Annotated in this window: 9 protein-coding genes; 5 read left to right on the forward strand and 4 right to left on the reverse strand. The window is 44.0% G+C overall.

The window, feature by feature from the left end; translation table 11 throughout:
* Nucleotides 1–9: 9 nt before the first annotated feature.
* From R7E38_RS07085 to R7E38_RS07100, 4 genes are all read right to left on the reverse strand, one after another.
* Nucleotides 10–963, reverse strand: a complete 954-nt coding sequence (locus R7E38_RS07085; RefSeq protein ID WP_226083057.1) for a glycosyl transferase family protein — start codon at nucleotides 961–963, stop codon at nucleotides 10–12.
* On the reverse strand, nucleotides 960–1,865 hold the full coding sequence (gene cobA, locus R7E38_RS07090; RefSeq protein WP_318081715.1) for a uroporphyrinogen-III C-methyltransferase: 906 nt from the start codon (nucleotides 1,863–1,865) through the stop codon (nucleotides 960–962). The genes R7E38_RS07085 and cobA overlap by 4 nt, the downstream gene beginning before the upstream one ends.
* A gap of 20 nt (nucleotides 1,866–1,885) precedes the next feature.
* Nucleotides 1,886–4,549 (reverse strand): nitrate reductase, encoded by a 2,664-nt coding sequence (locus R7E38_RS07095; RefSeq protein WP_226083061.1) that lies wholly within the window; start codon nucleotides 4,547–4,549, stop codon nucleotides 1,886–1,888.
* Between the two features lie 292 nt (nucleotides 4,550–4,841).
* Nucleotides 4,842–5,276, reverse strand: a complete 435-nt coding sequence (locus R7E38_RS07100; protein ID WP_017634213.1) for a GNAT family N-acetyltransferase — start codon at nucleotides 5,274–5,276, stop codon at nucleotides 4,842–4,844.
* Nucleotides 5,277–5,655: 379 nt separating this feature from the next.
* Here R7E38_RS07100 and R7E38_RS07105 point away from each other — a divergent pair, with 379 nt between their 5' ends.
* From R7E38_RS07105 to R7E38_RS07125, 5 genes are all read left to right on the forward strand, one after another.
* The gene (locus R7E38_RS07105; protein WP_017820237.1) at nucleotides 5,656–6,912 is read left to right on the forward strand and encodes an aromatic amino acid transport family protein; all 1,257 of its coding nucleotides are present in this window, start codon (nucleotides 5,656–5,658) and stop codon (nucleotides 6,910–6,912) included.
* Between the two features lie 611 nt (nucleotides 6,913–7,523).
* Nucleotides 7,524–9,437, forward strand: a complete 1,914-nt coding sequence (locus tag R7E38_RS07110; RefSeq protein WP_080996214.1) for a tetratricopeptide repeat-containing diguanylate cyclase — start codon at nucleotides 7,524–7,526, stop codon at nucleotides 9,435–9,437.
* A 10-nt stretch (nucleotides 9,438–9,447) separates the two neighbouring features.
* Nucleotides 9,448–9,789: a hypothetical protein gene (locus R7E38_RS07115; protein ID WP_226083063.1), complete on the forward strand. Its 342-nt coding sequence runs from the start codon at nucleotides 9,448–9,450 to the stop codon at nucleotides 9,787–9,789.
* Nucleotides 9,790–10,038: 249 nt separating this feature from the next.
* Nucleotides 10,039–11,817 (forward strand): S8 family peptidase, encoded by a 1,779-nt coding sequence (locus R7E38_RS07120; RefSeq protein ID WP_182016121.1) that lies wholly within the window; start codon nucleotides 10,039–10,041, stop codon nucleotides 11,815–11,817.
* A gap of 12 nt (nucleotides 11,818–11,829) precedes the next feature.
* Entirely contained in the window at nucleotides 11,830–12,285 is a 456-nt protein-coding gene (locus R7E38_RS07125; RefSeq protein ID WP_025767689.1) for a hypothetical protein, read from the forward strand.
* Nucleotides 12,286–12,306: the final 21 nt, after the last annotated feature.

Genomic DNA, 12,306 nt, shown 5'->3' on the forward strand with positions numbered 1-12,306 from the left:
GTCACAGGATTAACTGCCACAACAATAGTTTTCCCAATAAGTAAACGCATGTTCAAAGGCGTGTTCCCTATCGTGCACTTGAGCAAAGAGTACAACTGTCATCGTTGCCAAAACCGTATTCGCCATTTGATTCATGTCGTCTTCTGACGTCCCAAATGGGCAATTCGCAGGCATTGGCACCTCAGACAGCATTTGCTCCGTCCAGTAGTGCGATGTCACGCCGCTTGTTTGGCTTAACCATACGGTTTGGCTTACTTTCGGGTTGTATTCTGACTCACCCGATTGTCCTTTGAAGGACACAACAGCATGAGCGGTTTGACCAATCTCGTATTCGACTTCAGCATGAAGTTGTTGGAATCCAGGATGGAAGCTACCACGAATACCAACCGTCGCCTGCCCCGGATTCAATGCTCGAACCACAGTATTAATCGGCGTTCTAAGCCCATAACGATTCTTCCAACCGATCATGGTTTCTGCTTGAGGAGCGAACGCACTGAGCGGCAGATACACGATGTTTTGTGTGTCTAAGACACGTTTTGCGTCTTCGGCTGATTCCGCTTTCTTGATAGCAAACTTGTCGAGGTAATCTTCAGCATGCAAACGACCAGATTGACGGTCGTGATAACCATGCATCAGCACTTTATGGCCATTATCGGCGAGGATCTTCGCTGCCAACAGGTGCCAAGGTTGACCTGCCGCTTCACGTTTACCTGCATAACATGGCCAGTCGATGTCTGCACCAATAGCAGGCATGCGGGATTGGAATGCTTTCACAAAGCCGGCGATTTCTTGTTGAGTCTCGTTCTGTACACGAATCAGCATCAATAACATTGCCATCTGATCGTCATCGCACTCACCGTTTAGGTATTCATCCATAACTCGAAACGCTTGGTCAAAGTTCAGTGGTTTTCTACCACGTTCGCCACGACCGACTGTTCTAATACATTCCAAAATGCTGCTCATATTCCCTCGTATTTCGTCACTGACTGTACGGTTTCTATTAGTTGTTCGCGCAGTTTGACAACTTCTCCCATCACAATCAATGCTGGACTCACGCCTTTAAGTGTAATCGATAAATCATTGAGCTGATTGAGTTGTGTAACGTGCACTCGTTGTTGAGGGCTGCAACCATGAGTGATGATCGCGACAGGGAAATCTTCTCTCAAACCGGAGCCTAATAAACCCGTTTGTATTTGCGATGACTTTTCTAGCCCCATATATAAGACTAACGTTTGTCCGCTTTGCATCAGTTGGCTCCAAGCCTCAAATGCGCCTGTTACCACTTGCCCTGTCACAAAGGTAACGCTGCGAGCAACGCCACGATGAGTCAGCGGAATCAAGCTGTTTGCGGAACACCCAATCGCAGCAGTAATACCGGGGATGACTTCGTAAGCGATTGAGTGTTTGACGAGTGCTAACGCCTCTTCGCCTCCACGGCCAAATACAAAAGGATCTCCCCCTTTTAAGCGTACAACTCGCTTTCCTTGTTGAGCGAGCGACACCATCAAATCACAGATTTCTTCCTGACCAATACTGGGTTGTCCGCATCGTTTGCCCACGTAAATCCAATCGGCTTGTGGCGAAGCCAACTCCAAAATATCTTTGTTAACCAAACGGTCGTACAACAGAACCTCTGCCGACATAATCGCTTTCACTGCCTTTACGGTTAACAAGTCTGGATCGTGCGGCCCAGCTCCGACAATCGAGACAAAACCTTCCTGGTTCGCGTCTAGGTTTACTGAATGGTCTTCTAAAAGTTGGCTCAGTTTGCTTGCTTGATCATGCTTAGAAAAGCGAGACGAGCGTTCTTCTTTCTGATTCGCTTGTCCTTTCTTAAACCAAGACTTTTGATAAGGCGCCTCCATGTGCTTATCCTCTTTGTGACTTACTTTATTTGAATCGCCAGACTTTGCTGGCTCGCTTGCTGTTTGCCCTTTTGATGCTGATGGCTGTCGACCATTTGTTTGATTTGAGAAACGCACGAGCCACAGTTAGTGCCGCATTTGAGTTTGTTTTGAAGTTGAGTCAGTGAAGTGCAGTCTTGTTTCTCCATCGCGTCATGTATTTGTTTATCGGTGACGCGGAAACAACTACAAACCAGTTTGGCGCTACTTTGCGATTGAGTGATGGTAAGCAGTTGCGATAGCTCCATCGGTTTGCCAATCAAGCCGGTAAAGTTGGTGTAGTCGGTTTGAATCGGTTCACTAGACACCACTAAAACAGAACGAATGATACGAACGTCTCCAACAAGGTCGTAATCCACTGCTAACCAACCTTGGGCAATATCTATCGTAATTCTGCGGCTCTTTTCCGTTCGACAAAAACTCTGCTTCTTTGGTCGCTTATCGTGTGCAAAGCGCCAAATGCCCAAATTGCTTTCTGCTTGAAATGCGCTGTAGAGAAATTTACCGGAATCAAACTGTGTACCGATGAACATACCGTAGGTTTTTACCGCCGCATCTTGCACTTCAACATAAGACGACTTAAATGCAGGCTGCCCTGAAATAGGGTCTTTTGCGCTGTTTACTATCGCATTAACACTGCTTTCACCGCCATATCGACCCGCCCAGTGCATTGACATAAACAGCTCCTGAAAACCCAAACCTTCATCAATGGCAACTTTGGCATAAATACCGGTGTTTGAAGCAGGCTGAAACAGCTTGGTGAGCTGTCCTGCTTTTAAGCGATTTTGAGTGGCAGAGAGCGTGTTCATGTACACGGCTGGTTCTAACTCTGAGGCGGCAAGGTGGGCGATATGCCCTGTGCGCGTCATGGTATGCCATTGGTCACGTTGCCTGCCCGTATTGAGCCACCAGCCTTTTGTTCTTTCTAAGCGCGTTGGAGATTCACTGGTCACGACAAAACGCGCTTTTCCATCTGGGTGTGAATAGACGCCATCAGCAAAAGGGCGCTCTCCTCCCCATTGTGTCGGCACCCACTCTTCGTATTCTTGCTCGGTTAAGTTGGCGTATTGAGAAAGATCTAGCTTCAATGGCGAATCTGCATTCATGCCTGTCATCGCGGCATATTCCCTGAATACCGCCCGCTCAGAAGTAAACGCAAAGCCATTTTGTGTCTTTTCCAATGCACACAGAGCTTGCCCAACTTGGCTTATCGCCCACCAATCTGATTTTGCTTCACCGGGAGGCGTTTGAAACTGGCGCTGCCTTGAAAGTCGACGCTCAGAATTGGTCACCATGCCTTGCTTCTCCCCCCAGCCAGCGGCGGGTAGCAATAGGTCCGCGTAATGCGCTACATCCGAATCCGCTGTGATATCGGAAACAATCACAAACGGACAAATCTCTAGTGCACGTTTTACCAATTGGTTATCTGGCAAAGAGACAACAGGATTGGTTGCCATGATCCAGAGAACTTTAATCTCACCACGTTCTACCGCCTCAAACAGTTCAACAGCTTTTAAACCGGGCTGAGTGGCAATTTCTGGTGAATCCCAAAACGCCTGCACTTGCTTTATAGACTTTGCGTCAAAAGCACGATGAACCGCTAACTGGTTTGCCAATCCACCGACTTCTCGCCCACCCATCGCATTGGGCTGACCTGTAATAGAAAACGGCCCACAACCTGACTTGGCAATTTTACCCGTCGCCAAGTGTGCATTAATGATTGCATTGCCTTTGTCGACGCCATTTTCGGCTTGGTTTACCCCTTGGCAAAACAACGTAATTGCGGTTGGGCTTTGCGCAAACCATTGGAAGAATGTCGTGAGTTTTTCTTCTGAAATGCCAATGGAAGACGTCAAATTAGTGACATCGTAACGCAAATCAGAAACTTCTTCTCTAAGTGCATTAAATCCGTCGGTATAAGAATTTATGTATTCAGAATCAATCAATTGTTGTTCAATAAGAAACTTGAGCAGCCCATTGAAGAGTGACACATCACCATCGTTTTTAATCGGTAGATGCAAATCCGCTTGCTGTGCGGTGACCGTTTCACGCGGGTCAATGACCACCAGCTTGAGGTTAGGATTGTTTTCTCTCGCTTGTTGAATACGTCGGAATAAAACAGGGTGCGTCCAAGCGGTATTAGCACCGCAAATGATCAATAGCTCAGTCTTATCAATATCGTCGTAATTGACGGGAACGACATCTTCACCAAATGCTCGTACATGAGCCGCAACCGCCGAAGACATACACAAACGCGAGTTCGTATCGATGTTTGCGCTGCCAACATAGCCTTTCATGAGTTTGTTGGCGACGTAATAGTCTTCCGTTAACAACTGCCCTGACACGTACATCGCGATGGAATCCGGTCCAAACTCCGCTTTCGCTTGATGAATCTTTTCAGCAATCAGATCCGTGGCTTGTTGCCATTGCACCTCTTGCCCTTGAGGTCGTTGCTTGGTGACAAGCTTTGGATACAACAAGCGCGAAGGCATATTCAAGCTCTCTGCCAGCGCGACACCCTTCACGCACAGTGATCCCGCATTTGCAGGATGACACGCATCCCCAACGATTCCTTTCGCATTGACCTCGACACCACATCCAACACCACAATAGGGACAAGTGGTTTTTTTGCATCCTTGCGACATAACACCTCCAGTGCGATTCAGCCCAACTTACTAGCAAAAAAAAGCCTCTCCCGAATCGAGAGAGGCAGCAATGCCTTTAACGCTGTTAGTACATTTTCAAAAAGTAATACCCTATACCGCTCTCGCCTGCTATTAAGAGCGGCGCATCGAGTTATCGATGAACGTTTATGTAAAGCAAGTGAGGTGCCAAAATTAAAAACCCTTACCATACAAAGGGTTAGCTTAAAACCAATTATAGCAACGTAATGCTACGCACTGATTGTGTGCAAATTTCGGTCATTATCGTGCAGTATTACTTTACTAATTCCATAACTAACCTGGATTCTTCGTCACCAAAATAATGCGCTTCTTCTTCTAACGTTTTAAAGCCAAGGGAGAGGTATAAAGACAATGCAGGTTGGTTCTTAGGATCGACAGTCAATTTCACGCTTGAGCCTAACGTCAACGACGCAATAACGTTTTCTAGGAGGGAACGCGCAATACCTTTACCTCTATGTTGAATATCGACGGCCAATGACATGATCCAATATTGATGTGCATTTGTGCTAGTCGTTAGCAATATATACCCTGCTACCTGCTCTCCCTCTTTTGCTACCAGTAAACTCTCTCCCCAACAATCAAAAGCTTGCCGAAAGAAAAATTGAGGATAGGCGTGTTCTCCAAATAAAGTATTTTCGAGCTTATATATGGCAAATAAGTCCTCTTTTTGCGCAGACAAGATGTCCATTCAATGACTCCTTCTTTAACATGAATGGCAGCAGTATACCTAAATCTCATCTAAATGACGGGACACAAACATCTCAATTAAGTGCTTAAGAAATGTAATATTCTTCCTGAAAATTAGGCCTAACTCACTTAGAACATACATCCGTGATTAAGTTTTAACCGCAAAATCAAAAACCACACAAGATGAAAATTTCAATACATATAACCATTAAATGCATTACATTTAAGAACTTTATTCTGGTTTATTGAAAAATTCATAGTTGGATAATTTACAACCACCCCAAATTCACAGCATTATTCACCAAGCTTCGCGTGTGATAATAAACACTAAAACCTTTACCATTTTCAGCATTATTATTTTTATAAAAGCGAGTTTTAAAGTGAAAGAATCTCGAAATGCCTTAAATCCTAGTGAAATAAACACAACCACAGCTTGGTCAAAACATGATACACATTGGGTTCTTAGCCTATTTGGAACAGCCGTTGGCGCAGGCATCCTGTTTCTGCCAATTAACCTTGGGATTGGTGGTTTTTGGCCTTTAGTCGCGATGGCAGTACTTGCTTTTCCAATGACCTATCTTGCGCACCGTGGCTTAGCTCGTTTTGTACTATCTTCTAAGATCAAAAACGCAGACTTCACTGATGTAGTGGAAGAGCACTTCGGCGCAAAAGCAGGTCGTTCTATTTCACTGCTGTATTTTCTTTCGATCTTCCCGATCCTGTTGATATATGGGGTTGGAATAACAAACACAGTAGATAGCTTCATGGTAAATCAGGCTGATATGGCTTCTTTACCTAGACCTTTGCTTTCTGGCGTACTAGTGTTTGCACTAATTGCTATTATGATGGCGGGTGAAAAAGTAATGCTACGGGCCTTTGCCATCATGGTGTTCCCACTTGTTGCCATTCTTGCCTTTCTATCATTTTACTTAATACCGAACTGGACCATGCCTGTCATGGATGTGCCAGAAGCGTCAGCTTTTGCTAGCACTATGTGGTTAGCAGTTCCTGTAGTGATTTTCTCGTTTAGTCACGCAGCTGCAATTTCAAGCTTTGCAAATGTACAACGTCGCCATTACGGTAAGCAGGCAGATGCCAAATCCGAAGTTATTCTTCGTCGCACTAGCATTATGCTGATTGCCTTTGTTCTTATTTTTGTATTTTCCTGTGTACTAACACTGTCACCTGAACAATTGGCTCAAGCAAAAGAACAAAACGTATCCGTATTGTCTTACTTAGCGAACGCAACCGATAATCCATTTATTGCAACACTTGGTCCTTTAGTAGCGTTTGTTGCTATCACTTCATCTTTCCTTGGGCATTTTTTAGGTGCGCGTGAAAGCTTAAATGGTTTAATTAACAAGCATTTTAACCTATCTGAGAAGCGTGTTGATCGTATCAGCGTGGCAGCACTGTTCTTCTCAATCTGGGCGGCCGCGATCATGAACCCAAGTATTCTTGGTATGATGGAAGCATTGTCAGGGCCTGTTATTGCAATGATCTTATTTATTATGCCAATGTTAGCGGTGTATAAAATCGAGGCGATGAAACAATATCGAGGAAATGTCTCTACTTACTTTGTTCTAGCAGCAGGCATTGTGGCGGTAAGTGCATTGATTTTTAGCTTCTTCAGCTAATAACTAAAGACTAGCTTGGATTTTCAGGGGAATACCTTACACAAGGTTAAGGTGATTCCCTGAATTTTCTTACTCTTTAAAAGGTAATCATCGTTACCCTTGACTCTTAAATAAGAGCGAAAACACCCGCAATCATAAGTACTGAAGCGATGCAGGTACGGCCGATAATGCCGAAGTGCGAAGGTTGAATCATTTCATTATGCATAGTTAATCTCCTATTTATTATAAAAGCCATTTTTTATTGGCTTAATAACACTATGTCTAATATCCAGTTTTTTAACAACCCATACAAACATTAAATATTTATGACAGAAACGTAATTTTTTACACTTCGCCCTGATTTTGAGCGATGAATCCGCGGCTTAAATCATTAGATTGAGTCCACCGAATATGCTCGCCTACCTGTCATCGTTACCTTATTCTATACCATCGCCTAATCATTGCATAAGTTTTCAATAGATTTTGTTTTATAAATCATAATATTATAGAGATCCTTCTCGTATCTCACTCCCAAAACACTTTGCCACTGGGAATCCATCCGCACTTAACCAACAAGAAATGGTAGACTTAACTGGTATTCGGTTAAGAGATCACATTTTATTAATACGCTCATGCACTTCTCAATTAAAAAACTGGCTTGCGCACTTTGTACTGCACTTGGACTTTTCTTGCATCCCACCAACGTACTGGCGAGTACCGAAAAGCAAGCTTATCTGGAAGAACACATTTCAGCAGAAAGCAAGCCCATGTTAAAACTCTACTTTCGCTCGATGGGTAAGCCGCGATCAATTCAAAAAGATGAGTTAAATGCGCCACAGAATGCATCAGCGGAGTCTCTTGCTCTGTATTACTTTGCACGAAAGTACCTTAAGCGTTACGAAGGCGTTCCATTACCGAAAGATATGCCCGATTTAATCGAATTCGGTAAAAAGCACCATTTGGAATGGGTCGTCGCTGAAGCACAGCTCAATAAGGCTGTAACAATGATTGAGCAAGACGATAACTGGAACGCAGAATTGTTACTCCATGACGTTGTTTCTACAGCCCGTGATCTTGGTTATCTAGCATTAGAAGGCCGTGCTTACCGCTGGTTAGGCAATCTAGAAGTATCTCGAAATCAACTACGCAGTGGCCTAAAATATTATCGCAATGCCTATGAGTTATTAGAAAAAACAGTATTTGAAATACAAGTCGCGATGACACTGAACAACATTGGGACGGTCTACATCGACGCATCAGATTGGGCTCGGGCCAACAGTTACCTAACGCAAGCTCTCGACACTTACCTAGAGAGCGAATATCAATACGATAATAGCTTTTTTATGGGGGTTATCTACGCAAACCTTAGCATCGTTCACTCGAGCCTCGGAGATAACAGAAAAGCGGAATATTATTTCAATGAAGCCATTCGACTTTCAATGCAAACGGGGTCTGACACAGTCAAGCACCACTCTTTATCCAGCTTTTCACAAATGTTGAGCTCGGTAGGAAAAATTGATGATGCATTAATGGTCGCACAACGTTGCGTAGACCTGCCCATTCCAAAAAATCTAGAAATGCTAAAAACGTCTTGTTACGAGGCATTTGCAGAGGCTTACCTCGCAAACAAACAATACGATAAAGCTATTACAACAGCGCTTAACGTTCTAGAACAAACCAAGTCAACCAGTGAATTAGAGCTGCGGCAGCGTATTGATATGCTTTCGGTACTGGTAAACGCTCATCAAATTCTTAATGACTATGAAGCCGCTTTTCATTATTTAACCCAATTAAGAGAGCTGGAGGCTGAGTTTTCTCATCATATTCATGGTGAAGAGATGATTAACATTAAGTTTGATCTCGAAGCTAAGTTAGCCCAGAAAGAACTCAAATTGCTAGAAACAAAAAATGCGCTACAAGCGTCTGAACTGCGTTCGCAGCGCTATCGAGAAATGTTCTACTTTATCGCTATTACGGCAATTGGTGTCGTTGGTTTTCGTTACGTACTGCGCGTTAGACGTATTAATAAAGCACTCACTCAAGAAAATACTACCGATCCGTTAACTCAACTGCATAACCGTCGCTATCTTCACATTTGGCTGGACAAAATGGCTCGTAGAAGCCCAGATAGAACATTTGCCTTAGCAGTTTTAGATGTTGATCATTTTAAAACCTTTAATGATCAATATGGACACGATATTGGCGATAAAATGCTGACTCATATTGCCACGCTATTTAATGAATCCACTCGCTCTGGTGACCTACTCATTCGTTGGGGTGGAGAAGAGTTTGTCCTATTATTCGAAGTACAGCGAGCTGAAGATTGCGCTAAGTTTTTGGAGCGATTGAGATATACTGTTGAAAACACGCCATTGGTAGTTGACTCTAAACCATTAAACGCGACAATTTCCCTTGGAGCAGTGGACAAACTGTCGGCACAAATAATTAAACAAGAATGGGATCAATGGTTTTTCTTGGCAGACCAAGCTTTGTATGATGCGAAGCAAGCTGGTAGAAACCAGTTCGTCATTCATCCTACATCATAAAAAAGCACACATGAAAAAAAATCTAATCATTATTACTTTTGCGCCTCTATTTCTTATGGCGTGTAGTAATCAGCAAGCATCTCAACTGGGAATGCGCAGCAGCAGTGTCAACGTGTATACCCAGCAAATGAGTAACACTCAACTATGTGAAACTCTCTACTACAACCGTGCAACTAACCAAACCAAAGTGGCGATTGGTGCTGAGTTCAATCGACGTGGATTAAACAAAAAGTGGTGTGATAAAGAATTCGATAAGTTGTACATTAAAAAGTGGATTGATAACGTGCTGCCTAAGAAAAAAGCCGAACCCAAGAAACCAATCGCAACTATTCAACCCGCTTCAACTAAATAACCCACCATCTTGAAGCAGACGGTACACTCGTATTTTCTGCTTTTCATTTTTCATGCATGTTCGATGCGACATATAAAAACCTCATGGTTTCAGTAAATTAACAAAGACTTATGTTGTCCATCGAACTTTTAATGTAAACAAGTTGTAAATGGTTTTCGTCCTTATTCTTTGTCGTTAGCTTTGTTTGTTCCTGTTAGCGGAATATGAAACAGGAACTAAAAAATTCCAAACAAAGACATGAGGTCAAAAATGGAAATACGCATTAATCGCCTATTTGCTGCTATGTTGGCAGTAGGCATTGCACCTGCCGTCTCGGCGTTTGATCCACTCTATTCTGAACAATGGCACTTAGACAACACGGGGCAAACTGCGTTTGCGGCTAATCCTGCTGTTGCTGGGAACGACTTAAACACTAGGCTCACTCAGGCAATGGGGATTGCAGGTGTTGGTGTGAAAGTTGCCGTCATTGATTCTGGAGTTCAGATCGATCACCCCGACCTTGCAGGTAATATAGTTACAGGTAGCAGAAACTTCGTCGAAGACTCTTCATTCCCACCAAGTTATCCGGTTGATACTAATGGTCATGGCACTGCTGTAGCCGGTTTGATTAGCGCCGTCGGCAACAACGGTGAAGGCGGACGCGGTGTCGCTTCTCACTCTTCCCTCATCGGTTTTAACTGGTTAGCCAACCAGACATTAGAAGGCTGGTTAATCTCCCATGGCATGGACCCAGCAACACGCGATGTTCGCGTATTTAACCAAAGTTACGGTTTCAGCCCTATAAACCCGATTACTTTTGATGAAAGCGACCCTCAACTAAAACTTGAAATGGACGTGATGAAAAACGTCAGCGAGAGTAACGCCTGGGGTCGAGGTGCTGTATTTGTAAAGTCAGCAGGTAATGGTTACCGCTATTTCAATACAGGGCGATTCTTCGTATTGCCAAGTAACTTCTTTGCTGGTGGAGACAATCAAGGCTTACCGATGCACAACTCTGCTCAGTCTTATGATAACGCCAATTACTTCAATTTAGTCACTAGTGCACTACGAGCGGATGGTACGCGAGCGAGTTACTCATCGGTGGGTTCGAACGTGTGGGTTGCAGCACCAGCAGGTGAATATGGGCAAGATTTCCCTGCTATGGTCACCACTGATTTAATGGGTTGTGAAGAAGGGCAAAATACCAGTGAAGGCCTTGGCATTAATGGGTTACACGGCGGAACGGAGCTCGATCCGAACTGTAACTATACCAGTACGATGAACGGAACCTCATCGGCTGCGCCAAACACATCGGGTGCCATCGCGGCAATCATGTCAACCAACCACGCACTTTCTGCTCGTGATGTACGTGCTTTACTAGCGGAGACAGCAAAAGTAACGGATAAAGCGCATCCAGGCGTACAGCTTGAATTTACTAACCATAAAGGTGAACAGGTTAGCTACGAGGCCATTGCCCCTTGGCAAAAAAACGCAGCAGGCGTAGATTTCCATACTTTTTATGGCTTCGGCGCTGTAGATTTAGATGAAGCGATGCAACGTGCTCGCATGACGAATCGTGTTTTACCAGCTCAAAGCATTACGCCATGGGTTCATAACGCTACAGAAGTAAGTGTACCCGATGCAAGTCTAGTTGGTGGTTCTTCAAGTATCGCCATTGCCGATGAGCTGACAGTAGAATCCGTTCAGGTGACATTGACATTGGACCACGCTCGTCTGCCCGACTTAGCTATCGAGCTCATTTCGCCATCAGGGACTCGTTCCGTTTTGCAAACACCGCGCAATGGTCTTGTTGGTCAATCTCTTGATCCAACGATTACAGGCTACAAAGATCAATTAATGTTGTCTAACCAATTTTATGGCGAAGATGCAAAAGGCGAATGGACGTTGCGAGCAATAGATACGAACGGCGATGAAGCCTATTCTTACATTGCATATTTCAACTCTTCCACCATCTATGACGTTCCGATGGCAAACAACGCTCAACCCGGTGTTATTAAGAACTGGTCGATGCGCATATTTGGACACTAAGGAGTCAATAACATGAAATACAAATCATTTTCTATGCTGGCTCTCGTTATCATGACGTCGAGTGTATACGCAGAGCAACAGCTCTCTCAACAACCTGCACCAGAACTGTTTGTGCCATCAGAAGCGGTTGAGATTAATGGCCAAGACTATCGAAAAGTGCAAACTGGCACTGTTAGAACCCTATCTGAAGACGTAAAACTTCAAGCGGGTGATGAAGTGTTTAAGAATGCGTTTAGTAACGTATCCAAAGCCACTGGACTGGTTTACATCACCGTAAACAATCCTAACGAAGCGAAAGCAGTCGCCAAAGAGTTAAAATTAGAAGTTATCTTCGCAGAGGGGGAATCAGCGGTGTTAAAAGCATCTCAAGATCAAGATCTGCTAAGTATTAGCGACTACCTAAACGCAGACAGCCGGGTAAAAGCGTCTAAAATTGAACTAAACAGCGGTAAATACCGTGCACAATAATTCTCTAACAAGAGAAGTTGG

The sequence above is a fragment of the Vibrio sp. Vb2131 genome, assembly GCF_033338535.1.
Classification (GTDB): Bacteria; Pseudomonadota; Gammaproteobacteria; order Enterobacterales; family Vibrionaceae; genus Vibrio; species Vibrio alginolyticus.

What these genes read in the sequence shown, in the direction of transcription:
- R7E38_RS07125 (WP_025767689.1), top strand. Translation starts at nt 11,830, where the DNA reads ATGAAATACAAATCATTTTCTATGCTGGCTCTCGTTATCATGACGTCG.
- R7E38_RS07085 (WP_226083057.1), bottom strand. Translation starts at nt 963, where the DNA reads ATGAGCAGCATTTTGGAATGTATTAGAACAGTCGGTCGTGGCGAACGT.
- R7E38_RS07120 (WP_182016121.1), top strand. Translation starts at nt 10,039, where the DNA reads ATGGAAATACGCATTAATCGCCTATTTGCTGCTATGTTGGCAGTAGGC.
- R7E38_RS07115 (WP_226083063.1), top strand. Translation starts at nt 9,448, where the DNA reads ATGAAAAAAAATCTAATCATTATTACTTTTGCGCCTCTATTTCTTATG.
- R7E38_RS07110 (WP_080996214.1), top strand. Translation starts at nt 7,524, where the DNA reads ATGCACTTCTCAATTAAAAAACTGGCTTGCGCACTTTGTACTGCACTT.
- R7E38_RS07095 (WP_226083061.1), bottom strand. Translation starts at nt 4,549, where the DNA reads ATGTCGCAAGGATGCAAAAAAACCACTTGTCCCTATTGTGGTGTTGGA.
- R7E38_RS07100 (WP_017634213.1), bottom strand. Translation starts at nt 5,276, where the DNA reads ATGGACATCTTGTCTGCGCAAAAAGAGGACTTATTTGCCATATATAAG.
- cobA (WP_318081715.1), bottom strand. Translation starts at nt 1,865, where the DNA reads ATGGAGGCGCCTTATCAAAAGTCTTGGTTTAAGAAAGGACAAGCGAAT.